A 25303-nucleotide genomic window follows, 5' to 3' on the forward strand; every position below is an offset into this window, starting at 1 on the left:
GCACCGTTCGAGGGGGCTGGGTGACGATGTTCGAATCCGACAGGACACCGGTGGTGGTCCGCGCCACCGATCCGATCCTGCACAACGGCGTCTGCATGGCGCTGCGCTCGCGCGACGACGTCCGGGTGGTGGACGGCGGGCCGGCCGAGCCCGCCGTGGTCGCGCTGCTGGTCGCCGACCGGCTCGACGAGACGATGAGCAGGCTGCTGTCCGCCCTGCGCCACCAGGGCTTCACCCGCATCGTGCTGGTCGCGGGCGAGGTCGACGACAACGAGATCCTGGGCGCCGTCGAGCACGGGGTCTGCGCGGTCGCCCGCCGCGCCGACGCCGGCCCGGACGTGCTCGTCCGGCTGGTCAAGGCCGCCGCGGCCGGGGAGGGCGCGCTGCCACCCGACCTGCTCGGCCGGCTGCTGAACCGAGTCTCCCGCCTGCAGCGCCAGGTGCTCGAACCCCGCGGCATCAACACGGGCGGCATGAGCAACCGGGAGACCGAGGTGCTCCGCCTGGTCGCGTCGGGGTTTTCGACGCAGGAGATCGCCGACGAGCTGTGCTATTCGCAGCGCACGGTGAAGAGCATCCTGCACGACGTCACCAACCGGTTCCAGCTGCGCAACCGGTCGCACGCGGTCGCCTACGCCCTCCGCGAAGGGCTGATCTGACCCATGATCGCCCAGGTCGACGAGGCGCTGTGCCGGCTGCTGCGCCCCTGCCTCCCGGCGGGGACGCAGATCCGGCTCGACCCGCCGAAGCCGACCTGGCAGACGGAGTCCCAGGTGCGGAGCGTGGAGCTGTTCCTCTTCGCGCTGCGGGGAGAGCGTGCGGCGCACCGCTGCACGCTCTCCTACCTGGTCACCGCGCGAGCGGGAGAAGTCGCCGAGGAGCACGCACTGCTCGACGCCGCCCTGAACGCCGTCTTCGGCGCCGATCCGTCCCTGCGGCTGAGCCTGGCCGAGACCGACCCGGCCCAGCTGTGGACGAGCCTGGGCATGCCCGCGCGAGCCGGGTTCGTCCTGCTCGTGACGGCTGACGTCGATTAACGCGGGACGCGCTCGGCGGGCCAGCGCACCTCGGGCACGTCGCTGGGCTTGGGGACCTTGAGGAACAGGCTGAACACGGCCGGACGGCGGTTCGACAGCTCCAGCCGCCCGCCGTCGGCCTCGACCAGGGCCCGCGCGAGCGCGAGCCCGACGCCCGTGGAGCCGCCGCCGGAGAAGCCGCGTTCGAAGATGTGCGGGGCGAGCTCGTCGGGGACGCCGGAGCCGGTGTCGCTGACCTCGACCACCACCGTGCCCTCGGCGTCGCCGCGGCGGGCGACCACGCTCACCGTGCCCGAGCCGTGGCGCAGCGCGTTGTCCAGCAGGACGCCGATGACCTCGCGAAGGCGACCGGGCGTCGCCCGCGCCATCAGCCCGTCGGCGACGCGCATCCGCAGGTTGCGGCCTTCCGAGCGGAGCAGCTCGCGCCACTCCTGGGACATCTGGGGCAGCTGGTTCGGCAGGTCGACGGGTTCGGCACCGACCTCGCGCGCGGCGCGTGCGGCCGCCAGCAGCCCTTCGAGCGCCTCGGCGAGCCGGTCGGCCTGCTCCTGGGCGGCCTTCGACTCGTCGGCCACCTCGCCGTCCGGGTGCATGGTCAGTGGCTCCAGCCGCAGCTGCAGCGCGGTCAGCCGGCTGCGCAGCTGGTGCGAAACGTCGCCGACCAGCTGGCGCTCCCGCTGCACGAGCTGGGCGAGCGCCGAACCGGACGCGTCCAGGGCCTCGGCGACCATGTCGAGCTCGCCGACGCCGTAGCGGCTGGTGTCGGGCCGGAAGTCGCCGCCGCCGAGGCGGGACGCGCGTTCGGCGACGTGCCGCAGCGGTTTCGCCAGCCGCCGCGCCGTCACCAGCGCCACCACCGCGCCGGTGCCGATCGACAGCAGCACCAGCAGGATGACGACGAGCGTCACGGTCGTCTGCCGCTCGTGCATCGGACCGGCCGGGACGGCGATCTCGACCTTGCCGTCGCGGGCCAGGTCGGCCGTCTCGGTGACGGTGTCCTCGCCCGGGGAGCTGCCGTAGCGCTTCTCCTTCTGGCCGCTGGCGCGCACGGTCAGCAGGCCGTTGGCCGGGACCGCGGCCCGCACCTGGTCGAGGTCGATGTCCTGGCCGTTCGCGATCTCGGTGTCGAGGATCGCCGCCGCGGCACGGGCGTTTTCGGCGAGCGTCTCGCGGTAGCTCGACTCGATCTGCCAGCTCGCGACGATGCCCAGCGGGATGCCGAGGACCGCCGCCGTCACCGCGACGGCGAGCAGGATGGCCAGCAGGATGCGGCGGCGCACGGCTTATTCGGAGTTGAAGCGGAAGCCGACGCCGCGGACCGTGGCGATCCGGCGTTCGCCGTCGTGGGTCTTGCTGCTGCGGCCGGCGGCCTCGTCGGCGGCGATGGCGAGCTTCCGCCGCAGCCACGACATGTGCATGTCGAGTGTCTTGGACGTCTTCGACTCGAGGTCGTTCCAGACCTCGGCGAGGATCTCGTCGCGGCTGACGACCTGCCCGGCGCGGCTCATGAGCACGCGCAGCAGCTCGAACTCCTTGTTCGCCAACTGCACCTCGTGCAGGTCGACGGTGACGAGCCGGGCCCCGAGGTCCATCCGCACCCCGCCGGCCTCGAGCACCTCGGGCACCCGGCGGCGCAGCAGCGCGCGGATCCGGGCGAGGAGCTCGGCCAGCCGGAACGGCTTGGCGACGTAGTCGTCGGCGCCCGCGTCCAGGCCGACGACGAAGTCGACCTCGTCGGTGCGGGCGGTGAGCATCAGGACGGGCAGCTCGGTGCCGTTGGCCCGGAGGCGCCGGCAGACCTCCAGCCCGTCCATCCCGGGCAACCCCAGATCCAGGACGAGCAGGTCGACGCGCTGGGCGGCGGTGGCGTCGAGCACCGAAGGGCCGTCGGTGACGACGTGGATCTCGTATCCCTCACGTTCGAGGGCGCGGGAGAGCGGTTCGGCGATAGCCGGATCGTCTTCGGCAAGTAGGACCATGCTCACCTGGTCAACTCTACGGCGGTGAGGCGTGAAACCATCGTGACCGTGCCTGGCTACGGAGATGATCTGGCCCTCGCCACCCGGCTGGCTGACGCCGCCGACGCGATCACGACGGCGCGGTTCCGCGCCCTGGACCTGAGGATCGAGCGCAAGCCCGACCGCACCCCGGTGACCGACGCGGACACCGCCGTCGAGGACGCGATCCGCTCGTTGCTGGCCGCCGAGCGCCCGGACGACGCGGTGCTGGGAGAGGAGCGCGGCGGCTCGGCCGCGACCGGCCGGGCGTGGGTGCTCGACCCGATCGACGGCACCAAGAACTTCCTGCGGGGTGTACCCGTTTGGGCGACCCTGATCGCGCTGGTCGTCGACGGCGACCCGGTGGTCGGCCTGATCAGCGCCCCGCTGCTGGGCCGCCGCTGGTGGGCGGCGACGGGTTCGGGCGCGTTCTCTTCCGATTCGGCCGGGACGCGTCAGCTGTCGGTTTCCGGCGTTTCGTCGGTTTCGGACGCTTATCTGTCCACAACGGACCTGAACTCGTGGACGGAGTACCACTCCCGCGACAAGTACCTGGACCTGGTGGACGCGTGCTGGGAGACCCGCGCGTTCGGCGACTTCTGGCACCACGTCCTGGTCGCCGAGGGCGCGATGGACGTGGCGGCCGAGTGCATCGTGAACCCGTGGGACGTCGCGGCGGCGCAGGTGATCGTCACCGAGGCGGGCGGCCGGTTCAGCGACCTGGACGGACTGGGGCGCTACGACAACGGGAGCGCGTTGTCGACGAACGGCCTCCTGCACGACGACGTCCTGGGGATCCTCAAGCGTTAACGGGATAGGCCGCTTGGCGGGCACTTCTTGACCGGTCTGAACCACCGGTGGTTCACTCCCAGTGCTCGCCGGGTCACCGTGTCCTGTGACAACGTTGTCAGCCCGCGGTGACCCGCTCACCCCGGGAGGAAGAGCATGCGCAGAGTCGTCACCGCGGCTTTGATCATTCCCCTGGTCACGGCCGTAGCCAGTCCCGCTGTCGCCGAGACCCTGAGCCAAGACCTCGCCGCCTACGTCAACCCGTTCGTCGGCGCGAAGGCCGGCGACACCCCCGAGACCAACACCTACGCCGGCGACACGTTCCCCGGCGCCGACGTCCCCTTCGGCATGGTGCAGTGGAGCCCCGACACGCCGCTGCAGCCCAAGCCGCCTGCCGGTCAGGGCCGCTACTACGCCCGCGACCGCGACGGCGGTTACGCCTGGGAGGAGAACCGGCTCCGCGGCTTCAGCCTCACCCACTTCAACGGCGCCGGCTGTGGCGGCGCGGCCGGCGACGTCCCGTTCCTGCCGTTCGCCGGGCAGATCGGTACCTCGCCCGCGGTCGACAGCACCCAGTACTTCCCGACCTTCAGCCACGCCAACGAAACGGCGTCACCCGGCTACTACAAGGTGACCACCGACTCCGGCATCACCACCGAGCTGACCGCGACCCAGCACTCCGGCCTCGGCCGCTTCACCTTCCCGAAGAACTCCCCCGCGACGCTCCTGATCGACGTCGCGCAGTCCGCGATGGGCAGCGACGACGCGTCCGTGACCGTCGACCCGGTCAAGCGGACCGTCGAGGGCTGGGTGTCCAGCGGCCACTTCTGCCGCGGCCCCAACACCTACAAGGTCTACTTCACCGCGTCCTTCGACCAGCCGTTCACGACGTCCGGCACCTGGCAGAACGCCGCCGTGACACCGGGCGCGACCACCGCCCGCGGCGGCGACCTGAGCAAGGAGACCTGGGACAAGCAGGTCGTCACCGCCGACGGCGGCTCGGGCGCCTACCTGACGTTCGACCCGGCCAAGCCGGTGCAGGTCCGCGTCGGACTGTCCTATGTGGACGCTGCCGGTGCGCGGCTGAACGTCGCCGCGGAGCAACGTCACGACTCCTTCGAGACGGTCAAGACCCAGGCCCGGCGGACTTGGAACGACCGGCTGCGGCAGATCGCCGTCGAAGGCGGTACGGACGCGGCCACGCGCACCTTCTACACCGCGCTCTACCACACCCTCCTGCAGCCGAACGTCTTTTCCGATGTGGACGGTCGCTACCCGGGCTTCGACAAGGCCATCCACCGCACGAAACCGGGCCACACGCAGTACGCGAACTTCTCCGGCTGGGACACCTACCGCGACGAGGTCCAGCTGCTCTCGATGCTCGCGCCGCACGAGGCCGCCGACATGGCGCAGTCCATGCTCAACCAGGCGAACCAGGCCGGCGGCGTCTGGGACCGCTGGTCGCAGAACAACGACTTCATGGGCGTGATGGGCGGCGACCCGTACCACTCGATCATCGCCAGCACGTACGCCTTCGGCGCCACGGACTTCGATGCCAAGCAGGCGTTGACGTCCATGGTCACCGGGGCCACGCGCGTCCAGCAGGCGGGTGAACGCGCCCTCGAACGCCCGGGCCTTTCCGACTACCAGACGCTCGGCTACCACCCCAACAACGTCTCGGACATGCTCGAAGACACGACCGCCGACTTCGGCATCGCGCAGCTGGCGCAACGGCTCGGTCAGAAGAACACCTACCAGCAGTTCATGACCCGCGCGCAGTACTGGGAGAACGTCTACAACCCGGCCACCGGCTACCTGCAGACCCGGATGCGCGACGGGCAGTTCCTGTCGCCGTTCGATCCCGCGGAGTACCAGGAAATGCGCTACCAGGAAGGGAACGCGGCGCAGTACACGTGGATGGTGCCGTACAACGTCCGCGGCCTCTTCGACGCGATGGGCGGCGACGACGCCGTCAAGAAGCGTCTCGACTTCTTCTTCACGAAGCTGAACAGCGACGCCAGCTCGCCCTACGCGTTCATGTCGAACGAGCCGTCGTTCGAGGTGCCGTGGGAGTACGCCTACGCGGGCGCGCCGTCGAAGACGCAGGACATCGTGCGCCGCTCGGCGGAGCTGCTGTTCAAGCCGGCCGAGGACGGCCTGCCCGGCAACGACGACCTCGGCGCGACGTCGGCGTGGTACGTCTTCGCCGCACTCGGCATGTACCCGGAGGCGCCCGGGCGCGCCGAGATGGTGCTGGCCAGCCCGATGTTCCCGAAGATCACGCTCACCCGGGCGACCGGGCAGCGGATCACGATCACCGCGCCCGGCGCGTCCAGCTCGGTGAAGTACGTTCGCGCGCTGAAGGTCGACGGCAAGTCCAGCACCAAGCCCTGGCTGCCGGAGTCGTTCGCGGTGAACGGCGGACGGCTCGACTTCACGCTCGGCACGTCGCCGACGTCGTGGGGCTCCGGTGCTGCGGACGTCCCGCCGTCCTTCCGCGACGGTGAGGTGCCGGTGCGGGGTCGCGTCGGCCCGGGCCGGATCGTCGTCGCTCCCGGTGGCGCGGCGACGGCGGCCACGGTGACGGCGGAGGGCATCACCGGCCAGGGCAAGGTGACCTGGCACGCGAAGCCGCCGGCCGGGATCACCGTGACACCGTCGAGCGGGACGCTCACGGTGGGCGCTCACGGCACGGCGTCGCAGCAGGTTCGCGTCACCGCCGCCGCGGGGACGCCGGACGCGTACACGAGTGTCCCGGTCGAGTTCAGCGGGCAACTGCCGTCCTACCTGCCGGTGACCGTCGGGACGCCGGGGACGCTGCAGGCGGCGAGCACGAACGTCGGCGTCACGGACGACAGGTACGTCCAGTACGGCGACTTCGGCGGGACGGACCTCTACCCCGGCCAGTTCGCCTACTCCGCCCAGGGCCTGGCCACGAGCGGCGTCAAGCCGGGCGCGAAGGTGCGGGAGTTCACCTGGCCGTCGAGCCCGGCCGGGTCACCGGACAACGTGATCGCCGCGGGGCAAACGCTTGCGGTCGACGCACCGGCGGGCGCGACGAAGCTGTCGTTCCTCGGTTCGGCGACCGGCGGTGACGCGCAGGGCAGCGTGACCGTCACCTACACCGACGGTTCGACGCAGCAGGGCGCGCTGGGCCTGTCGGAGTGGCTGCTGCAGGGCGGCGCGGAGACCCCGCAGTTCGGGAACACCGTCGTCGCGCAGGTGCCGTACGTGAACTCGGCCTTCCCGCGGTACATGTTCCGGCTGTCGCGGCCGTACACGTCGTACCTGTTCGCGACGGCGCCGATCGCCCTGGACCCGGCCAAGCAAGTCCGCTCAATCACCCTGCCGACGTCCACCGGCGCGGGCGCGGCACACGTCTTCACCTACGCCGTGTCCTGATGATCGTGAGGGGCACCCTCAGGGCTTTCAAGTCCCTGAAGGTGCCCCTCACGGCACGTCACTTGCCGGGCAGCAGGCCCACGGCGCCGCGGGCGACCTGCGCCCAGGCCAGCCGGCCGAAGAGGTAGTGGCACGCGACCTGTTCGCTCGTGAACCGCGCCCAGTCGTAGCGGTTGCCCTGCTCGCGCCAGAACACCTCCCACGCCTCGTCCTCGCCCTGCATCAGGCACCAGGCGTTGTCGACCTCGGCGCCGAGCGAGACGACTTCCGGCGGCACTCCCAGTACCCCGAGCCAGCGCTGGATCGACTGCGTGTTCATGCGTCCTCTCCCTTGGCCTCGGCCAGGTAGCCGAGGGTGACGAGCTCGTCCGCCCCCAGCAGGGCACGGTACCGGGTGCCGCCGCCGACCTGGCCGAACCAGTGCGCGGACTCGGAGCGCCACATCGGCACCTTCCGCACCACGACGTAGCGCCGGTATTCGGCGTCGCGCATCGCGGGCGGCAGGGAGCGTTCCGCGAACGGTGTCCCGTCCGCGGCGAAAACGCGCCCGTACGCCGGCCCGAAGCGGTCGAGCACGGTGTTGGCCGGCACCATCACCGGCTCGGCGAAGTACAGCCCGCCTTCGGGGTACTGCTCGCCCGGCGGCCAGGCGTACTCGGGCCCGAGCGGGCCGTCGCCGACGACGAACCGGCGGATCCACACCGCTTGCGTCGCGTGCGCGTACGGCACGTAGTTCGCGGTGACGTACCGCGGCACCGGCAGCGGCGCCGCGGTCGGCGAGCGGCGGAAGCCCGCGGTGACGTTGGTGAGGGCCTGGTCGTCGAAGATCAGCCGGGCGTCCGGGTGGTCGTTCGGCGGGTAGCCGTCCGGGTCGTCGGGCAGGTCCAGCTGCAGCGCGGGCCGGTCCATCGCGATCGGCAGGTGCCCGATCGGGAACATGTGCACGAGGAACAGGGCGACAACGCTTTCCCGTTCCTTGCGCGGCGAGCCCAGCGGGGGCAACGGCGCGGGCGAACCCGGGTTCGGCGGCGGGCCGGCCACCGGCGGAGGCGGTCCGACGGGTGCCGGCGGCACCGGCGGGGCCGGGGGCAGCGGGAACGGCGGCAGCAGCGGCGACACCGCGTGCGGCCACGCCGCGGGGTTGCCCGAGGGCGGGGTCGGCGCCTCTTCGAACGCGCCGGAATCCGTCAGGCCGTACCCGGGCAGCTGGATCGGCCCGGTGTCGAGGTCGGCCTCGACCGGCTCTGAGCCCGCCTCGGAAGGCTCGGTCACACCCATCCTCCGGCTCGGTCGGTGCCCGCGGGCACAAAACTCTTCGACGCGGCCGCGGCGCTGCCGGTCACCCTTGATACCGCACCCGCCCCGACCGGGCGGCACCGAGGTCAGCTCAGCGCGGCGACCACGCGGGACGGGCTCGGGCGGCCGAGCTGTCCCGCCATCCACGTGCTGGTCGACACCAGGGCGTCCAGATCGACGCCGTGGGCGACGCCCAGCCCGTCCAGCATCCACACCAGGTCTTCGGTCGCCAGGTTCCCGGTGGCCGACTCGGCGTACGGGCAGCCACCCAGCCCGCCCGCCGAAGAGTCCACAGTCGACACTCCACATCGGAGCGCCGCCAGCGTGTTGGCGAGAGCCTGACCGTAGGTGTCGTGGAAGTGCACGGCCAAAGTACCGACATCGCCGAACAGCCCGATCAGGTTCTCGACCTGGCCCGCCGTCGCGACGCCGATGGTGTCGCCGAGCGAGAGCTGCGTGCAGCCCAGCTCCAGCAGCCGGCGGCCCGCGTCGGCGACCTGCTTCGCCGGCACGGCACCTTCCCACGGGTCACCGAAGCACATCGAGAGGTAACCACGGACGTCCAGGCCCGCCTCGCGGGCCCGGGTGACCACCGGCTCGAACATCGCGAACTGCTCGTCCAGCGACGAGTTGAGGTTCTTGCGCGCGAACGTCTCGGTCGCGCTGGCGAAGATCGCGATGTGCTCGACGCCGGCTTCGAGGGCCCGGTCCAGGCCCTTCTCGTTCGGCACCAGCACCGGGTAGCGGACGCCGTCGCGGCGGTCCAGCCCGGCCAGCAGCTCCTCGGCGTCGGCCAGCTGCGGCACCCACTTCGGGTGCACGAAGCTGGTCGCCTCCAGCGTGGTGAGGCCCGCGCCCGCGAGCCGGTCGAGGAACTCGAGCTTGACCTCGACCGGGACGATCGTCTTCTCGTTCTGCAGGCCGTCCCGCGGGCCGACCTCCCAGATCGTGACCCGCTCCGGCAGCTCACCCGCCGACGGGACCCGTTCCGGCAGCCCCAGTTCGCGCGTGCCCATCAGCGTCGGCGGTCGCCGCGCGGCTGCGGCGGCAACGGTTCGGTCTGCTGGGGGCCGGGCGCCCGGTAGTCGTCGTGCGGGTTGTCGTTGACCTCGCGGTAGATCACCGTGTGCACCCGCTCGACGTGCGGGATGTCCTCGAACCGCAGCGGCTCGTCGGACGCCGACTCGATGATCAGCGTGCCGCAGCCGAAGACCCGGTCGAGCAGCCCGTGCTCGAACTGGACGCTGTTGATGCGGCTCATCGGGATGTCGATGCCGGTGCGCTTCAGCACACCCTCGCGGGCGATGAGGCGGTCGGTCGTGACGATGAAGTGGGTGGTGCGCCAGCGCACGAACGGCGTCAGGAACAGCCACACCACCAGCACGAGGGCCACGACCCCGATGGCGATCAGCCCGACCGTGTTCCACGGCGAGCCGGCGTCCCTCGCGAGGATCGCGAGCCAGGTGCCCGCGCCCAGGGTGACCAGCAACGCGAGCGTCGGGAAGATCAGCATCTTGAAATGCGGGTGACTGTGCACCACGACGTGCTCTTGCTCACTGAGCAAATCGTCCGGATAGGCCACGGCGGACGCTCCCAAGGTCGGTGCGGCGGTGTCGCCTCACCGTACCGGCGAGACGCCCGGCCGGTGAGTGCAACGCCCCAAACTTTCAGGCCGGGCGGACGTGCACCACGTCACCCGCGAAGACGGTGTGCCGCTGGCCGCCCGCCATGTCGACCTGCAGCTGCCCGGCGGCGTCGATGTCGGCCGCCCGGCCGGTGAGGGACGTGCCGTCCGGAAGCTGCACCTCGACGTCCTGGCCGAGGGTCGCGCAGTGGGCGCGGTAGTCCCCGAGCAGGCCGGCTTCGGTGAGGTCACCGGCCGCGAACCGCCAGCGCCGCTCGAGGTCGTCGAACTCGGTGAGCAGTGCGATGGCGACGTCGGTGCGGTCGGTCGTCGTGGCGCCGTGCTCGGCGAGCGACGTCGCGGGCAGCCCGCCGGGCCCCGGCTGGACGTCGCCGAGCGGCAGGACGTTGAGCCCGATCCCGAGCACGATCGACGGGTCGGCGCCCGCGACAGCTTCGGCGAGGATCCCGGCGCACTTCGCGCGGCCGACGAGGACGTCGTTCGGCCACTTCAGCACGGCCTCGACACCCAACCCGGCGGCCGCCGCGCGGACGGCGAGCCCGGCGACGACGGACAGTGACCCGAGCGCCGCGAACGACACGCCGGACGGCCGCAGCGCGACGCTCAGGTACAGCCCCGCGCCCTTCGGCGAGCTCCAGGACCGCGCGCGCCTGCCGACCCCCGCGGTCTGCGTCTCGGCCAGCAGAACGGTCCGGTCCGCGGCGCCTTCGTCGACGGCTTTCCGCAGGTCGGCGTTGGTGGACCCGGTCGAATCGACGACGTCGACCCGCGCGTAGCGGTCCTTGAGCGCCGCGGTCAGCCGGGCAGCGTCGATCTCAGGCATGTGCCCACCATATGGGAGTCCCCCTAACGTGCAAGCCGCTCGCTCGTTCACACAGAGGTGCGCTCTTCTAAGTTGGACCCCGTGACGACGAAGCCGACTTCCTGGGCTCGTGGCGCGGCCCTGCGCGGCCTCGTCGCGCTGCCGCTCGTCGCCGGGCTGGTCACCGCCGGCTGGCTGCTGGCGGACCGGGCGCCCGAACCCGCGCCGGCCCCCGCGCCACTGCCGGCGGCCGACGGCGCGGCGTCGGGCCCCTCGGTCCTCGAGGTGAGCGCACCCGTCAAGGCCCAGGAGCCGGGTCAGGGCGCGTCCGGCGCCGGCGGCAAGTCCCCGCTGCAGCAGTGGGCCGACCAGCTGGCCGGTCCCCTCGACATCCCCGCGAACGCGCTCATCGGCTACGCGAACGGCGAGCTGACCCTGCGCAGCGAAGACCCGTCGTGCCACCTGTCGTGGGTCACGCTCGCCGGCGTCGGCTCGGCCGCGTCCAACCACGGCCGCGGCGGCGAGAACCTGCTCGGGCTGACGGCGGCGCAGGCCAAGAAGTACGACGCGACCCCGGATTCGCCGTCGGTCGCGGCCGGCCGGGCCCTCTGCGCGGGCGGCACCGACCTCGGCGCCGGCGCGGGCTGGTGGAAGGCCATCGCGGCCTACCACCCGGGCAGCGAAAGCGAGCTGTTCCGCCAGCGCGTGCTCGGCATGGCGCAGCTGTACGCGACTCTCTCGCTCGACCCGTCCCGCGCGGGCACCCCGTCGGTCCAGGCGGCCCGGTTCGCCCTCGGCCAGCTCGGCCTCCCGTACGTCTGGGGCGGCAACGGCCCGGACGCGGGCGCGGCCGGCTTCGACTGCTCGGGCCTGACGAAGGCGTCGTACGACAGCGCGGGCGTCGCGCTGCCGCGCACGGCCGACAGCCAGTTCCACTCGATCCCGCAGGTCCCGCCGTCGCAGGAGCCCCGGCTGGGCGACCTGGTGTTCTACGGCAGCCCCGCGACCCGCATCCACCACGTCGGCCTGTACCTGGGCAACGGCCTGATGATCAACGCGCCGACCGAGGGCCAGGCGATCCAGATCCACACGTACCACTCGAAGGGCGACGACTACGCGGGCGCGGGCCGCCCCGCCTGAGTCACGGCTTCTGCTCGATCGTCTCCGGCTTGTAGGCGAACACCGCGCCGTCCGCGGCGAAGACGTGCCAGTCCTGGTCGCAGATCCGGTCGGTCTTCCCCTCCGCACCGCGCGGCCACCAGTCGGCCGTCAGCGTCGCCGCCGTCTTCGCGGGAGCGCCGAGCACGCAGGCCGGCGGCGGGCTCGCGGTCGTGAACCGCAGGATCCGCTCCGACCCGGTGGTCCGGATGACCTCCGTGACGGCCTGCGCCTGGTCCGGCACCCAGCCCGGCAGCTTCGTGTCCCGGTCGGCCTTGCCCGCCGCGCCGCTCGCGTAGTCGACGGTCTTGACGTGCCCGTTGGCGTTCTCGTCGATGCCCTCCTTGAGACCGCACCCGGTGAGGGTGACCACCAAAGCCGCGCCGACGCCGATCATCTTCGTGCTCGTGTTCATGCGACGAGCTTCGCGGGCCGCCTGCCTCGTCACATCGGTCGTCCGGTCGCGGGGGAATGGCCATCCGGCCGATATCGCCGATCGGTTTTTTGTCGGTGGTCACCGCTAGCGTCCGCGGCATGTACGAAGTCGACTTCGTCGAGTTCCCGTCCACGTCGTCCGCGGCGTCGGGCCGGTTCTTCGAGCGCGCGTTCGGGTGGGCGACCACGCCGTACGGACCGGAGTACGCGGACGTCCGGGCCGCCGGGATCACCTTTGGTTTCCAGGCGAACGCGGCCGAACAGACCCGCGCGCCGCTGGTCACGATCCGCACGGACGACCTGGCGGCGGCGCGCGAAGCGGTGGAGGAGGCCGGTGGGGTGGTGACGGTCGAGCCGTTCGACTTCCCCGGCGGCCGCCGGTTCCACTTCCACGAGCCGGGAGGGAGTGAGCTGGCCGTCTGGTGCGCAGAGGAGTGATCACAGGTATCCGCTGACCCCGCCGCCGTAGTACGTCGCCGGGTCACCGGCGGCGAGCTCGCGGCCGAGCGCGAACCGCGTCACCAGATCGGGGTTCGCGACGAAGTGGCGTGCGTACGAAACGGCGTCGGCGATCCCGGCCTCGACCACGGCGTTTCCCGAGGCCAGGTCGAAGCCGTTGTTGACGATCAGCGGTCCGTCGAACAGCCGCCGATAGCGTGCGAAGGCAGCGAAGTCCGGTCCGGTGTCGGGGCCTCGCAGGTGCAGGTACGCGACCTGGCCCAGTTCGCGGACCAGGTCGTCGTGGTCGCACCGCAGGGATTCGTCCACAGTGAACAGTCCCCCGGTCCAGTACGGCGAAAGCCGCACGCCCACGGCGATCCCGGTCCCGGCCACGGCGTCGACGACCTCGAGCAGCAGCTTCCGCCGCGCCCACGCCGAACCGCCGTAGGCGTCGCGACGCCGGTTCAGCCGTGGCTGCAGGAACTGCGCGAGCAGGTAGACGCCGTGCGCGGCGACCTCGACACCGTCGAACCCGGCACGCCGGGCGTTCGCCGCGGCCGTCCGATAGTCCTCGACGACCTGCCGGATCTCCTCGACGCTCAGCTCCCTCGGCGTCTCCGTCCGCTGTCGTCCACCGGCCAGGTACACCGTCTCCTCCGGGTCGACCGCGGACGGTCCCGCGGGCCGCGCACCGAGGAGCTCCGCGTGCGACACCGCGCCGGTGTGCCACAGCTGCAGCACGATCCGCCCGCCGAGCGCGTGCACGACGTCGGTGACCTGCCGCCACCCCGCGACCTGCTCGCCGGTGTACACCCCGGGGACGTCCAAGAACCCGATCGCCCGATCGCTCACCCAGGTCCCCTCGGTGATGACGAGCCCGGCGCCCGCTCGCCGCGCGTAGTACTCGGCCTGCAGCTCGGTGGGCACGCTGCCGCGGGCGCGGGTCGTCGGCGCCAGCACCACGCGGTTCGGCAGGCGCCAGCCGCCCAGGTCGGCAGGGGTCAGCAAGCTCATCGGTCACCTCGGGTCGCGGAGAATCGTCATGAGGTCGACGGCCGGGGCGAGCGGAAGGTGACCGATGGACGAGCTGGCGGAGCGGTTCGAGGCCGAGCGCGGCAGGCTGCGCGGGCTGGCCTGCCGGATGCTGGGCTCGGCGGCCGAAGCGGACGACGCGGTCCAGGAGGCGTGGCTGCGGCTGAGCCGCACGGACGGCGTCGACAACGTCGCGGCCTGGCTGACCACGGCCGTCGCCCGCGTCTGCCTCGACGCGTTGCGGTCGCGGAAGGCGCGCCGGGAGGACCCGGTCGAGCTGGTGCCGGAGGCGGCCGCGGACGCCGATCCGGCGGGCGACGTGGAGCTGGCGGACGCGGTGGGCCGCGCGCTGCTCGTCGTGCTGGACGCGCTGGGCCCGGCCGAACGGGTCGCGTTCGTGCTGCACGACCTGTTCGCGGTGCCGTTCGACCGGATCGCGCCGGTGCTGGACCGGACGCCGGTGGCGGCGAAGAAGCTCGCGAGCCGTGCGCGGGCGCGGGTCCGGGGCACCTCCGCCCGGCCCGCCGCCGACCTCACGCGGCACCGCCGGGTCGTCGACGCGTTCCTGGCGGCGGCCCGCGGCGGCGACCTCGACGAGCTGCTGGCGGTCCTCGCCCCGGACGTCGTCCGCCGCGCCGACGCGGCCGCGCTGCCGGCGGGCGCGCCCCTCGAAGTCCGCGGAGCCCGTGCGGTGGCGCAGGAGACGCAGGTGTTCGGGAAGCGGGCCCATTTCGCGGAAACGGCCCTGGTGGACGGCGCGGTCGGCGTCGTCGTGGCCCCGCGCGGCCGGTTGGTGCTCGCCCTCGCGGTGACGATCGAGGGCGAGCGGGTGGCCGGTTACGACGTGATCGCCGACCCCGTCCGGCTGGCGTCGCTGCGGATCACCTGTCCGTGGTCTTGACGTCGTCCGGCCTGCGGCGGGAGTATGAACGTGTGTTCATGAACATGCGTTCATAACGAAGGAGCAGCGGATGGCCGGGGTCGTCAACACAGCGCAGGCAGCGGCGTGGAACGGCTACGAGGGAGAGCACTGGGCGTCGCACGCCGACCGCTACGACGGCGTGAACGGCGGGTTCAACACCTTCGTCCTGGATCTCGTGAGCCCGTCGGACCGGGTGCTCGACATCGGCTGCGGCAACGGCCAGCTGACCCGGGCGGTGGCCGCGCGGGCCACGTCCGCGACGGGCGTCGACCTGTCCGGCCCCATGCTCACGACGGCGCGTGCACGATCGGCGGCGGTCCCGAACGTGGCGTTCGAGCAGGGAGACGTCCAGGTCCACCCGTTCCCCGAAGGCGCGTTCGACCTGGCGGTCAGCCGTTTCGGGGTGATGTTCTTCGCCGACCCGGTGGCGGCGTTCGCCAACGTCCACCGAGCACTGAGCCCGGGCGGCCGGCTCGCATTCCTGTGCATGACGGCCTTGGCGGACACGGACCTCGGCCGGGTGTTCGCGGCGATGGCGCCGTACCTGCCCCAGCCGACAGGCCCGGACGGCAGCGGCCCGACCTCGTTCGCCGACCCGTCCCGCACCCACGCGGTACTGACCGAAGCAGGCTTCGAAGACGTGGAGTGCACCCACGTAGAGGCCGACCAGACCTGGGGCCGCAACGTCCCGGACGCGGCGGCGTTCATCACGGACTGGGGCCCGGTCCGCCACCACCTGGGCCAGGTGGACGCCGAAACCGCAAGCCGGGCAACAGAAGCACTCACCGAGGCACTGAAACCGTTCGAGGCCCCAGAAGCGGTCAAGCTACGCGGCACGGCGTGGCTCGTGACGGGAAGGAGGCCCTGACCCGGACCACCAGCTTTCGGCGCTGTCCGCCACCACCGCACCCGGCGCCCTCTCCAGACCACGCACCACCCGCCACGACGCGGCTCTTCACGGAAGGAATTCCTGCCCACAGCCAGAACTCACACCACGGCGACTCACCTCTCGCGCTATCCGCCACCGCACCAGCAGCCCGGCGCACTCCCGACCGCCTCACCACCCGCCCACGCGCGGCCCGCCACGAAGGGAAACCCCGCCCACAGCGACGGCACCGGCAGCCCGGCACTCCCCCGCCCTCACCAAACCGCCCACCACTCGCGCCCGCACGGCCGGTCGCGAAGGGAACCCGCCCACAGCCACCGCACCAGCAGCCCGGCACTCCCCCGCCCTCACCAACCGCCCACCACCCGCGCCCGCACGGCCGGTCGCGAAAAGGAAACCCCGCACACAACCACCGCACCAGCAGCCCAGCACTCCCCCGACCACCTCACCACCCGCCCCCCGCACGGCCCCTCACGAAAGGAAACCCCGCCCACAACCACGGCACCAGCAGTCCAGCACTCCCCCGCCCTCACCAAACCGCCCACCACCCGCGCCCGCACGGCCGGTCGCGAAGGGAACCCGCCCACCGCCACCGCACCAGCAGCCCGGCACTCCCCCGCCCTCACCAGACCGCCGCACCTCCCGCCCCCGCGCGGCCCCTCACGAAAGGAAACCCCGCCCACAACCACGGCACCAGCAGCCCGGCACTCCCCCGCCCTCACCAAACCGCCCACCACCCGCGCCCGCACGGCCGGTCGCGAAGGAAACCCCGCCCACAACCACGACACCGGCGGCCCGGCACTCCCTCACCAACCGCCCACCACGCGGCAGTCACAAAGGAAGCCCCGCCCACAGCACCAGCAGCCCCGGTGCCCTCACCAAACCACCCCGCCCCGCGCGGCTCGCCACGAAAGGAAACCCTGCCCATGCCCCTACGATGGCGGTGATGTCACCGAGGAAAGCCGCGGCTCAGCGCGACGGGCAGTCGCTCCACGACCTGCTGGTCGAGACCGCCGAGAAGATGATCGCCACGCACGGCACGACCGGCCTCACCGTGCGCGCGATCGCTCGCGCGGCCGGCGTCGCCGACGGTGTGCTCTACAACCACTTCTCCGACAAGGAGGAGCTGCTGGCCCGGGCGCTGCTGGAGTACGTCCGCACGACGGAGGCGGAGCTGGGCGAGCTGCCGGTGGCGGGTGAAGGCACCCTCGACGGGAACCTCCGCCGTCACCTCGAGTTCGGCCTCGCCTTGCACCGGGTGCTCGTCCCGGCGTTCGGCGGCCTGGTCGGCCGTCCGTCGGTGCTGGCGCGGTTCGCGGAGATCAGTGAGCGGTCCGGTTACTGGCGTGACCGGCTGGTGGCCTACCTGCGGGAGGAGCGCGCCCTCGGCAGGCTGGCGCCGGAGTCCGAAGTGGACGCCGCGGCGGCCGTGCTGGTCGGCTTCTGCCACGAGTCGGTCATGGGCGCGGTTTTCCCGCACACCGGCCCGCTCGATCCGCCTTCGCCGGAGTCGGTGGTCAGGACCGTCCTGCACGGCATCGCGCCGTAGTCACCGCAGCACGACCTCGACCGGAATCGGCCCCGGCGGAGTGACCGAGCGGATCACCGGCGGCACCCGCACGTCCTCGGCCTCGAAGACCACGCGGAGCTGCTCGATGTCCGGGTCGGCCATCAGCTCGGCCAGCTCGTCCGCGCGGGCCAGGTCGGCCGGGGCCACCTCGGCGTCGTCGTTGAGGCTGCCCCAGAGGTCCCACAGGATCATCTCGTGCTTGTTCAGGGCGGCGAGGTCGAGCACGAGGTTGTGCCGCGCGTAGGGCAGGCCGCGCAGGAACGGCACGTCCAGCTGCGGTGAGACGACCAGCCGGGCCGGGTCGAGGTCGCCGGCCCGAGCGGCGGTCCACGCGTCCGCGCCGACCAGGAAGCGGTCGCGGGGGACGTCGAGGAGGTCGAGTGCCGAGCCGTCGACCGGGTCGTGGAAGCCGGCGGGCATCTGCGGCTCGACCAGCCGCCACGCGCCGTCGAGCCAGACCTCGGCGACAACGTGGTCGAGGTACCAGCCGGGCATCAGGTAACTCGCGAACCCGACCCGGGTGCGGGCCGGGATGCCGTGGTGGCGGGCCATCGAGACGAACAGGAGGGTGAAGTCGCGGCAGCAGCCGACGATCCGGGCCAGCGGCTCACGCGGGCCGCCGGGTGGTGTGGGGTCGAGTTCGCGCAGGCGGGCGAACATGTCCTCGGCGTAGCGGAGGTTGATCTCTTCGCCGCGCGAGGCGGGGAAGCCGTGCTGCGTGATGTCGCCCTGAGCCCAGTAGTGGAAGACCAGCTGAGAGGAGGCTTCACGCAAAGCTGCGACGTCGCCCGGGGTTCCGTCGAGCCAGTCCGCCTGGGCACCCGGGTCGGTGAACCGGCTGTGGCTGACGTGGAAGTCGTCCATGGTGGCGACGCTAGCGGGATTCAGCCGGCCTGGGCAGCCAGTTCGCCGCGGAACGTCGAACGGTACGCGCTCGGTGACACCCCGAGTGCGGCCTGGAAGTGCTGGCGCAGCGACGCCGACGTGCCGAAGCCGGCCTCGGTGGCGACCCGGTCGACCGGGAGGTCCGATTCCTCCAGGAGCTGGCGGGCTCGCTCGACGCGTTGCTGGGTGAGCCACTGCAGGGCCGAGATGCCGACCTCCTCGCGGAAGCGGCGGGTGAACGTGCGGGTGCTCATGGCCTCGCGGGCGGCGAGCTCGCGCAGCGTCAGCGGACGGTGGAGGTTCTCCAGCGCCCACGCGCGGGCGGCCTTGGTCGACGACGTCCGGGGCTCGGGCACCGGCCGCCGGACGAACTGGGCCTGGCCGCCTTCGCGGTGCGGGGACACCACCGTGCCGCGGGCGACCTCGTTGGCGACGGCCGCGCCGTGGTCGCGGCGGATCATGTGCAGCACGAGGTCGATCCCGGCCGCGACGCCGGCGGACGTCAGCACGCGGCCGTCGTCGGTGTAGAGCACGCAGGGGTCGACCTCGACCTCGGGGAAGCGCTCCTGGAGCTCCTCGGCGGAGCGCCAGTGGGTGGTGGCCGGGCGGCCGTCGAGCAGGCCGGCCGCGGCGAGCACGAACGCGCCCGTGCAGATCGACGCGATCCGCGCGCCCGCCGGGATCAGCTCCAGGGCGGCCTTGAGCGGCGGGGTCAGCACCCGCGCCATGGGCTCGTACTCGGCGCTGGACGCCGGGACGATCACCGTGTCGGCCTCGGCGATGGCCTCCGGGCCGTGGTCGACGGGGATGGTCAGGTCGGCGTCGGTGCGGATCAGTCCCGGCTCGAGTGCGCAGGTCACGACCTCGTACAGCGGCTCGCCCGACGCCGAGCGGGCCTGCCCGAACAGGCGGTGGACGATGCCGAGCTCCATCACGAGCATGCCGTGCCGGACCAGCACGGCGACGTGGTGACGGTCCGGGTGCACGAATTCGGCCATGGCCCGATTCTTGCACAGGTTGGCTATCAGGCCACTCGATCGCGGCGGCGAACGGCGTGACCATCGAGGTCATGAACGTGTTGTGGGTATTCGCGCATCCCGAGCCCCGCTCGCTGGGCGGGGCCCTCCGCGACGACGGGCTCCGGACGCTCCGGGACCTCGGTCACGACGTCCGGGAGTCGGACCTGTACGCGATGAAGTGGAACCCGGTGGTCGACGCCGCCGACTTCGGCGCGGAAGCCGGGGACGAGCGGCTCGTCGTCGGGGCGGCGTCCGCCCGGGCGTACGCCGGTGGCGAGCTGAGCCCGGACATCGTGGCCGAGCACGAGAAGCTGGCCTGGGCGGACGCGGTCGTCGTGCAGTTCCCGCTGTGGTGGTACGGCATGCCGGCGATCCTCAAGGGCTGGTTCGACCGCGTGTTCGTGAAGGGGTTCGGTTACGGCGTCCGCGCCGAAGACGGCCGCACCCTCCGCTACGGCGAAGGTGTGCTCGCGGGCAAACGCGCGATGGTGGTCCTGAGCGCGGGCGCCCGTGAACCGGCTCTCGGCCCGCGCGGGATCAACGGTCCGCTGAACGACATCCTGTTCCCGCTGCACCACGGAACGCTGTTCTACGCCGGGATGTCGGTCCTGCCACCGGTCGCGGTCCACGGCGCGGACCGGGTGTCGCCGGAGCAGTTCGCCGAGTCGCGGGATCTGCTGCGCACCCGGCTGCGCACGCTGGACACCGCGACGCCGATCCCGTTCCGCACCCAGAACGGTGGCGACTACGACGACGACCTGGTCCTCCGCCCCGCCCACGCACCGGGCGCCGACGGCCTCGCCATCCACCTCGACCAACGCACCACGAGCGCACCGCATGGCGCTAAAACCATGAGGGGCACCTTCACGATGTGAAAGCCATGAGGAGCACCTTCGCGGCGTTAAACCACGAGGGGCACCCTTAAGACGTCCTCTCCATGAGGGGCACCCCCATGGCGCTAAGCCGTGAGGGGCACCCCCAGGACATGACGAGCCGTGAGGGGCACCCTCATGGACTTAGGCGCCACGAGGGTGCCCCTCACGGAACTACGCGGGCAATGTCAGGCGCTGCCCCAGGCCGCCGTCCACCGGGAGGTCCGCGCCCGTCGTGAACGTCGCGTCGAAGGCCAGGAACAGCACCGCTGTCGCCACCTCCTCCGAGGTTGCGTGGCGCTTCAACGGGGTCACCTCGTCGCCGGTTGTCTTGAAGACAGCCAAAACGGCGGAGGGGACGCCCGTCACGCCCATCGTCGGGGTGTCCGTGTAGCCCGGGCTGACCACGTTCACCCGGATTCCGCGCGGGGCCAGCTCGGCCGCGTACGTCCGGGCGAACGACCGGACCGCTGCCTTCGCCGCGGAATACGGGCCCATGCCCGCGATTCCCGCTTCGGCCGCGACCGACGTCGTGAACACGAACGAACCGCCAGGCTGCACCAAGCCCGCCAAGCGCTGGGCCGTGAAGTACGCGCCCTTGGTGTTGACGTCGAACGTGCGGTCGTAGACCTCCGGTGTCGCCGTTTCATACGGTGTGAGTGTCGCGAAACCGACGTTGACGAACACCAGGTCCAGCTCGCCGAGCGTCTCCGCGGCGGCTGCGCCCAGGGTGTCGATGTCGGACAGGCTGGCCGCGTCCGACGACAGCAGGTGCGCCTTGCCGGGCAGCTTTCCTTGCAGTGGCGCGACGTCGCGGCCGGTCAGCAGGACTTCCGCGCCACCGTCCAACAGGGCTCGGACCACCGCCAGGCCCATGCCGTGCGTGCCGCCCGTGACGACGGCCTTCTTTCCCGCGTACTTCACCGGATCTCCTCGATGACGCTGGCGATCGCGTGGGCGCCGTGGCCCGCCGCGACCGCTCGGCCGAACAACTCCGCCAGCGGCGCCGGCACCGCCGTGCTGATCCCCTGCTCGCGACTCGTCTCGACCAACAGCTTCAGCCCCGCCGCGTTGATGTCGAGAGCCGAGACGTCCGTCGTGTACTCGCCGCTCGCCACCTGCGCGCCGATGCCCGGCAGGAACCCGCCGACCGCCGAAAGCCACGACAGCGCCATCGGCGTGAACCGCTCCGGCGGGACGCCCTCGGTGCCGACCAGCGCGAGCGCGTGCAGGTAACCACTCATCGTCGACCACATGATGCCGAGCAACGCCAGGTCGTACAGCGCCGCGAGCCCGGCGTCCTCGCCGAGGAACACCGGCTCCCCCAGCACTTCCAGTACGTCTCGCTGCGCGGCGAACGCCGTGGCCGAGCCGCCGTAGAGGATCCGGGCGCCCGGTGTGCCGATGCCCTGCGGGACGGCCATGATCACGCCGTCCACGTAGTCGATTCCCCGCGAGGCCGCCCATTTCGCGACGCCGCGGGCCTGCTCCGGCGTGCCGGACGTGAGATTCACCAATACGGACGGCGTCATTTCGTCCAGTACCGGCTGTTGAGTGTCGTATGTGGACAGACAGCTGAGCACGACGCCGGCCTCGGCCACCTCCGCGGGGGTGGCCGCGAGACGCGCGCCGCGGTCGAGCAGCGGGCCGGCCTTGAGCGGCGACCGGTTCCACACCACGACGTCGTGGCCCGCCCCCAGCAGCGCCCCGGCGAGGGCGGTGCCCATCCGCCCCAGGCCGAGCACGCCGACCTTCTTGTTTTCTCCCGTTGAAGCCATGGGCATCATGCTGCTGAACCGCTTTACACTGGACAAGTACCGACTAAATAGTCAGGTACCCACCAAAACGTAAGGATCCTGCATGCTGACCCGAAGCTACCGGTGCGGGCTGGACGCCGCGATCGACGTCGTCGGCGGCCGCTGGAAAGCCCTGATCCTGTGGGCGCTGCACGCCGAGCCGCTGCGGTTCGGCGAGCTGCGGCGCAAGGTGGCGGGGATCAGCGAGAAGATGCTGATCCAGGCGCTGCGGGAGCTGGAGGCGGACGAAGTCGTGCACCGCGAGGTGTTCCACGAGGTCCCGCCGAAGGTCGAGTACTCGCTGACCGACCTGGGTCAGCGGCTGAACACCGCGTTGCTGCCCCTGGGCGACTGGGGCGAGGAGAACATGGCCGGCATCGCGCAGCGCCGGGGTGTCACGCCGGCACCTTCGCATACTCCTTGAGCGTGATCGCGTTGCCGGCCTTGAGCGGCAGCTGCTCGATCACCTTGCGCCACGGCAGGTGCGGCAGCAGCCGCAGGTTGAGGTTGCGCATCCGGATCCACGCGCGGGTCGGCGGCACGAACCACTTCCCGTTGCCCTCCCCCAGTTTCTGGCACACGGCGACGAACTCGCGCATCTCGTCGTGGTAGGTGGTGAACGCGCTCGTGTGGTCGCCGCCGGCCGCCGCGAGCTCGCCCGCCAGCACGTACGCGCCGACGATCGCCAGGCTCGTGCCCATGCCCGAAAGCGGCGCGGCGCAGTACGCGGCGTCGCCGACCAGCGCGACACGGCCGTTCGAGTACGTGTCGAGCTTGATCTGGCTCGCCGAGTCGAAGTAGAAGTCCGGCGCCTCGCGCATCTGCCGGAGCAGCGCCGGCGTCTCCCAGCCCGTGTCCGCGAAGGCCTCCTCGACGATCCCGCGCTGCTGCTCGACGTCACGGTGGTCGTAGGCGAGCGGCTCGGAACCGAACCAGAACAAGGCTTTCGCTTCCGCGTTGTCGCGGGCGCTGTAGACGCCGATGGTGCGGTTCGGCTCGTTGTAGAACCGGCCGACGTGGTCGAGGCCCAGGTGGTTCGGCACGGTGAAGATCGAGACGTAGTAACCGAGGTCGCGGCGGTACCAGGACTCGTCGCCGAAGACCAGGGAGCGCACGTTCGAGTGCAGCCCGTCGGCCCCGACGACCAGGTCGAACTCGCGCGGCTCGCCACGTTCGAAGGTGACCGTGACGCCCGCGCCGTGCTCGGTGACCCCGGTGATCGAGTCGCCGAAGACGTACTCGACGTCGTCCTTCGTGGCGTCGTACAGGATGCGCGAGAGGTCGCCGCGCAGGATCTCGAGCTCGCCGCTCTGGAACGTCGGCGGCGTGACGACCAGGGTCCGGTCGTCGGCGTCCACATAGGACACCTCGCCCATGCCGGTCGCCGCGGCTTCGACCTGGCCGAGCAGGCCCATCCGGTCGAGGACGCGCAGGGACGCGCCGCGGAAGTCGACGGCGTAGCCGCCCTCCCGGAGTGACGGCGCGCGCTCGATCACGGTCGGCGTGAAGCCGTGGCGGCGGAGCCAGAAGGCCAGGGCGGGACCGGCGACGCTGGCGCCGGAGATGAGGACTCGTCTGTTCTGCATGCCGAGAACGGTAACCCCGATTTGGGCGATCGCGCAAGGCGTTCGCCTCAATCGATTGCCTAAGACGTTCGTGCTAATCTCAGGGCATGGGCAACAAGGAAGCACTGCTGGCGGGTGCGAAGCGCTGTCTCAACGAAAAGGGCTACGCCCGCACGACCGTGCGCGACCTGGCCTCGGCGGCGAACGTCAGCATGGCCGCGATCGGTTACCACTTCGGCTCACGGGAGGCGCTGCTCAACACCGCGCTGATCGAGGCGAACGAGGAGTGGGGCGAGACGCTGGCCAAGACATTGCAGGTCGAGACGCCGCCGGACGCGACGCCGGCCGAGCGCTTCGCGCTGATCTGGCAGCGGGTGATCGAGTCGGTACCCGCGCACCAGCGGATGTGGGCGATGACGTTCGAGGCCTACACCCAGCCGGATCTCGACCCGGCCGTCCGCGCGCAGCTGGCGAAGGCGCTCGAGCTGGCCCGCTTCGGGCTGGCGAACCTGTTCCAGGGCCTCGACGACGGCAGCGCCGAGGCCCGGGCCGTCGGCACCGTGCACCAGGCCCTGCTTTCGGGCGTGGTGCTGCAGTGGCTCGCCGACCCGGACCACGCGCCGTCGGGCGCCGACCTGATCCACGGCCTGCGCCTGCTCGCGAAGGACGTGCTGGCTTAGGCGCGCACCAGGTCCGCGCCGGTGAGGAACGTCGACGCGGCCGCCATCGCCGAGTCGTCGAGCAGGACGTCACCCGGGCGGCTGCCGTTGCCCAGCAGGACCCCGCCCCAGTTCATGCTCAGGTACTCCGCGCACAGTTCGAGGGTGCCGATCAGCGGCTGGGCCTCGCGCGCCGTCTCGCTCAGGACGCTCACGCCCCACAGCGTCTTGCCCGCCATCCGCGGCTTGAACTCCACCGGCAGGCGCATCCAGCCGGACCAGTAGTCCAGGTACAGCTTCACGCTCGCCGCGACCGAGTACCAGTACACCGGCGACGCGATCACGATGTCGGTCGCGGCGAACGTCGCGTCCATCAGCAGCTGTTCGTTCTCACCCGGCGCGGGGTGCTCACCGGCACCGTGACGGCGGTCTTCGAACGGCGCCAGCGGCACCTCGGGCAGCCGGATCCAGCGCTGGTCCGCGTCCTGCGGCAGCTCCTTCGCGGCCCGCCGGGCCAGCATCTCCGTGTTGCCCCCGGCCCGTGCGGCGCCGACCAGGAACAGGAAGCTGCGGTCGCTCATGGTCCATCCCCTCCAGTTACTTGCATGTACATATAAAGACTGCTCCTGCAGGTATCCTGAAGTCAAGAGGAGGTCGCGAGATGACCGTCGACGAACAGGCCTGGGGCCGCGTGCTCGTGCTGCACGCCCGCATCGAGCAGGAGCTGGGCAAGGCGCTGCACCGCCGCCACGGGCTCGGCCTGTCCGAGTACCGCGCGCTCGGCAAGCTGGCCGCGCACCCGAAGGGCGAGCTGCGGATGCAGGAGCTCGCCGAGGCGATCGGGCTCAACCAGAGCTCGGTCAGCCGGATGTGCGCGCGCCTCGAAGACGCCGGGCTGACCGTCCGCGACCTGTGCGAAGACGACCGCCGCGGCGTCTACTCGGTGATCACCGACGCCGGCCGCGAGCGCTACACCGAGACCGAGCCCACCTACCGCGACGTCCTGCGCACCGCGCTCGACAAGGCCGCGAGCGACCCGGAGCTGGCCCCCGCGGTCGCCGTCGTCCGCGGCCCTTGACCCTCATATTCCGCAGT

The 25303-nt window shown here is 71.6% G+C and carries 28 protein-coding genes; 13 read left to right on the plus strand and 15 right to left on the minus strand.

Annotation, left to right across the window (positions count from 1 at the left end; all coding sequences use genetic code 11):
- Positions 1-26: 26 nt before the first annotated feature.
- Positions 27-659 (plus strand): response regulator transcription factor, encoded by a 633-nt coding sequence (locus tag ACIOD2_RS16145; RefSeq protein WP_400540358.1) that lies wholly within the window; start codon positions 27-29, stop codon positions 657-659.
- Between the two features lie 3 nt (positions 660-662).
- Positions 663-1037 carry a hypothetical protein gene (locus ACIOD2_RS16150; protein WP_400538539.1) on the plus strand — a complete coding sequence of 125 codons (375 nt, stop codon included), beginning with the start codon at positions 663-665 and terminating at the stop codon, positions 1035-1037.
- Here ACIOD2_RS16150 and ACIOD2_RS16155 read toward each other — a convergent pair.
- Complete coding sequence (locus ACIOD2_RS16155; protein ID WP_400538540.1) at positions 1034-2317, minus strand: ATP-binding protein; 1284 nt, start codon at positions 2315-2317, stop codon at positions 1034-1036. The two genes, ACIOD2_RS16150 and ACIOD2_RS16155, sit on opposite strands and share 4 nt — an antisense overlap.
- A gap of 3 nt (positions 2318-2320) precedes the next feature.
- Complete coding sequence (locus ACIOD2_RS16160; RefSeq protein WP_400540360.1) at positions 2321-3016, minus strand: response regulator transcription factor; 696 nt, start codon at positions 3014-3016, stop codon at positions 2321-2323.
- 42 nt (positions 3017-3058) lie between these two features.
- Here ACIOD2_RS16160 and hisN point away from each other — a divergent pair, with 42 nt between their 5' ends.
- Together hisN and ACIOD2_RS16170 are read left to right on the plus strand one after the other, a co-directional pair.
- On the plus strand, positions 3059-3844 hold the full coding sequence (gene hisN / locus ACIOD2_RS16165) for a histidinol-phosphatase (protein WP_400540362.1): 786 nt from the start codon (positions 3059-3061) through the stop codon (positions 3842-3844).
- A gap of 135 nt (positions 3845-3979) precedes the next feature.
- The gene (locus ACIOD2_RS16170; protein WP_400538542.1) at positions 3980-7225 is read left to right on the plus strand and encodes a GH92 family glycosyl hydrolase; all 3246 of its coding nucleotides are present in this window, start codon (positions 3980-3982) and stop codon (positions 7223-7225) included.
- 58 nt (positions 7226-7283) lie between these two features.
- On the opposite strand, the gene ACIOD2_RS16175 is transcribed toward ACIOD2_RS16170, so the two are convergent.
- The 5 genes from ACIOD2_RS16175 to ACIOD2_RS16195 all read right to left on the minus strand — a co-directional run bounded on the left by ACIOD2_RS16175 (position 7284) and on the right by ACIOD2_RS16195 (position 10989).
- On the minus strand, positions 7284-7544 hold the full coding sequence (locus ACIOD2_RS16175) for a hypothetical protein (protein WP_103353123.1): 261 nt from the start codon (positions 7542-7544) through the stop codon (positions 7284-7286).
- Positions 7541-8497, minus strand: a complete 957-nt coding sequence (locus ACIOD2_RS16180) for a TNT domain-containing protein (protein ID WP_400538543.1) — start codon at positions 8495-8497, stop codon at positions 7541-7543. Before ACIOD2_RS16180 ends, ACIOD2_RS16175 begins: the two co-directional genes overlap by 4 nt.
- Positions 8498-8607: 110 nt before the next feature.
- A complete protein-coding gene (locus ACIOD2_RS16185) occupies positions 8608-9537 on the minus strand; it encodes a hydroxymethylglutaryl-CoA lyase (RefSeq protein ID WP_400538544.1) in 930 nt (309 codons plus the stop codon).
- Positions 9537-10103, minus strand: a complete 567-nt coding sequence (locus ACIOD2_RS16190) for a PH domain-containing protein (RefSeq protein WP_400538546.1) — start codon at positions 10101-10103, stop codon at positions 9537-9539. Before ACIOD2_RS16190 ends, ACIOD2_RS16185 begins: the two co-directional genes overlap by 1 nt.
- Before the next feature lie 85 nt (positions 10104-10188).
- A complete protein-coding gene (locus tag ACIOD2_RS16195; protein WP_400538549.1) occupies positions 10189-10989 on the minus strand; it encodes a biotin--[acetyl-CoA-carboxylase] ligase in 801 nt (266 codons plus the stop codon).
- A gap of 81 nt (positions 10990-11070) precedes the next feature.
- Between ACIOD2_RS16195 and ACIOD2_RS16200 the strand changes: the two genes are divergently transcribed.
- On the plus strand, positions 11071-12108 hold the full coding sequence (locus ACIOD2_RS16200; RefSeq protein WP_400538551.1) for a C40 family peptidase: 1038 nt from the start codon (positions 11071-11073) through the stop codon (positions 12106-12108).
- Position 12109: 1 nt separating this feature from the next.
- Here ACIOD2_RS16200 and ACIOD2_RS16205 read toward each other — a convergent pair whose 3' ends face one another.
- Positions 12110-12541 (minus strand): hypothetical protein, encoded by a 432-nt coding sequence (locus ACIOD2_RS16205; RefSeq protein ID WP_400538554.1) that lies wholly within the window; start codon positions 12539-12541, stop codon positions 12110-12112.
- Between the two features lie 119 nt (positions 12542-12660).
- Between ACIOD2_RS16205 and ACIOD2_RS16210 the strand changes: the two genes are divergently transcribed.
- Positions 12661-12999, plus strand: coding sequence for a VOC family protein (locus tag ACIOD2_RS16210; RefSeq protein WP_400538555.1), 339 nt, complete (start codon positions 12661-12663; stop codon positions 12997-12999).
- Here ACIOD2_RS16210 and ACIOD2_RS16215 read toward each other — a convergent pair whose 3' ends face one another.
- Positions 13000-14016 carry an alkene reductase gene (locus ACIOD2_RS16215; protein ID WP_400538557.1) on the minus strand — a complete coding sequence of 339 codons (1017 nt, stop codon included), beginning with the start codon at positions 14014-14016 and terminating at the stop codon, positions 13000-13002. It abuts the gene before it with no gap.
- Positions 14017-14080: 64 nt separating this feature from the next.
- On the opposite strand from ACIOD2_RS16215, the gene ACIOD2_RS16220 reads away from it, so the two are divergent.
- The 3 genes from ACIOD2_RS16220 to ACIOD2_RS16230 all read left to right on the plus strand — a co-directional run bounded on the left by ACIOD2_RS16220 (position 14081) and on the right by ACIOD2_RS16230 (position 17391).
- Positions 14081-14935 carry a sigma-70 family RNA polymerase sigma factor gene (locus tag ACIOD2_RS16220; RefSeq protein ID WP_400538559.1) on the plus strand — a complete coding sequence of 285 codons (855 nt, stop codon included), beginning with the start codon at positions 14081-14083 and terminating at the stop codon, positions 14933-14935.
- A 70-nt stretch (positions 14936-15005) separates the two neighbouring features.
- On the plus strand, positions 15006-15824 hold the full coding sequence (locus ACIOD2_RS16225) for a class I SAM-dependent methyltransferase (RefSeq protein WP_400538562.1): 819 nt from the start codon (positions 15006-15008) through the stop codon (positions 15822-15824).
- Between the two features lie 964 nt (positions 15825-16788).
- On the plus strand, positions 16789-17391 hold the full coding sequence (locus tag ACIOD2_RS16230) for a TetR/AcrR family transcriptional regulator (protein ID WP_400538564.1): 603 nt from the start codon (positions 16789-16791) through the stop codon (positions 17389-17391).
- On the opposite strand, the gene ACIOD2_RS16235 is transcribed toward ACIOD2_RS16230, so the two are convergent.
- Both ACIOD2_RS16235 and ACIOD2_RS16240 read right to left on the minus strand, forming a co-directional pair.
- Positions 17392-18276 (minus strand): transglutaminase-like domain-containing protein, encoded by an 885-nt coding sequence (locus ACIOD2_RS16235; RefSeq protein ID WP_400538565.1) that lies wholly within the window; start codon positions 18274-18276, stop codon positions 17392-17394.
- 20 nt (positions 18277-18296) lie between these two features.
- A complete protein-coding gene (locus tag ACIOD2_RS16240; protein ID WP_400538567.1) occupies positions 18297-19295 on the minus strand; it encodes a GlxA family transcriptional regulator in 999 nt (332 codons plus the stop codon).
- 71 nt (positions 19296-19366) lie between these two features.
- On the opposite strand from ACIOD2_RS16240, the gene ACIOD2_RS16245 reads away from it, so the two are divergent.
- On the plus strand, positions 19367-20191 hold the full coding sequence (locus ACIOD2_RS16245) for an NAD(P)H-dependent oxidoreductase (RefSeq protein ID WP_400538568.1): 825 nt from the start codon (positions 19367-19369) through the stop codon (positions 20189-20191).
- Between the two features lie 171 nt (positions 20192-20362).
- Here ACIOD2_RS16245 and ACIOD2_RS16250 read toward each other — a convergent pair whose 3' ends face one another.
- Both ACIOD2_RS16250 and ACIOD2_RS16255 read right to left on the minus strand, forming a co-directional pair.
- A complete protein-coding gene (locus ACIOD2_RS16250; RefSeq protein WP_400538570.1) occupies positions 20363-21112 on the minus strand; it encodes an SDR family NAD(P)-dependent oxidoreductase in 750 nt (249 codons plus the stop codon).
- Positions 21109-21966, minus strand: coding sequence for an NAD(P)-dependent oxidoreductase (locus ACIOD2_RS16255; RefSeq protein ID WP_400538572.1), 858 nt, complete (start codon positions 21964-21966; stop codon positions 21109-21111). The genes ACIOD2_RS16250 and ACIOD2_RS16255 overlap by 4 nt, the downstream gene beginning before the upstream one ends.
- Positions 21967-22048: 82 nt before the next feature.
- Between ACIOD2_RS16255 and ACIOD2_RS16260 the strand changes: the two genes are divergently transcribed.
- Positions 22049-22408, plus strand: coding sequence for a winged helix-turn-helix transcriptional regulator (locus ACIOD2_RS16260; RefSeq protein WP_400538573.1), 360 nt, complete (start codon positions 22049-22051; stop codon positions 22406-22408).
- On the opposite strand, the gene ACIOD2_RS16265 is transcribed toward ACIOD2_RS16260, so the two are convergent.
- Complete coding sequence (locus ACIOD2_RS16265) at positions 22380-23570, minus strand: FAD-dependent monooxygenase (RefSeq protein ID WP_400538574.1); 1191 nt, start codon at positions 23568-23570, stop codon at positions 22380-22382. The two genes, ACIOD2_RS16260 and ACIOD2_RS16265, sit on opposite strands and share 29 nt — an antisense overlap.
- Positions 23571-23656: 86 nt before the next feature.
- On the opposite strand from ACIOD2_RS16265, the gene ACIOD2_RS16270 reads away from it, so the two are divergent.
- On the plus strand, positions 23657-24229 hold the full coding sequence (locus ACIOD2_RS16270) for a TetR/AcrR family transcriptional regulator (RefSeq protein WP_400538575.1): 573 nt from the start codon (positions 23657-23659) through the stop codon (positions 24227-24229).
- Here ACIOD2_RS16270 and ACIOD2_RS16275 read toward each other — a convergent pair.
- Complete coding sequence (locus ACIOD2_RS16275; RefSeq protein ID WP_400538577.1) at positions 24226-24789, minus strand: flavodoxin family protein; 564 nt, start codon at positions 24787-24789, stop codon at positions 24226-24228. The two genes, ACIOD2_RS16270 and ACIOD2_RS16275, sit on opposite strands and share 4 nt — an antisense overlap.
- Before the next feature lie 80 nt (positions 24790-24869).
- Between ACIOD2_RS16275 and ACIOD2_RS16280 the strand changes: the two genes are divergently transcribed.
- Positions 24870-25286 carry a MarR family winged helix-turn-helix transcriptional regulator gene (locus tag ACIOD2_RS16280; RefSeq protein ID WP_400538579.1) on the plus strand — a complete coding sequence of 139 codons (417 nt, stop codon included), beginning with the start codon at positions 24870-24872 and terminating at the stop codon, positions 25284-25286.
- The last annotated feature ends 17 nt before the right edge of the window (positions 25287-25303 follow it).

This window comes from Amycolatopsis sp. NPDC088138 (assembly GCF_044741685.1).
Taxonomy (GTDB): Bacteria; Actinomycetota; Actinomycetes; order Mycobacteriales; family Pseudonocardiaceae; genus Amycolatopsis.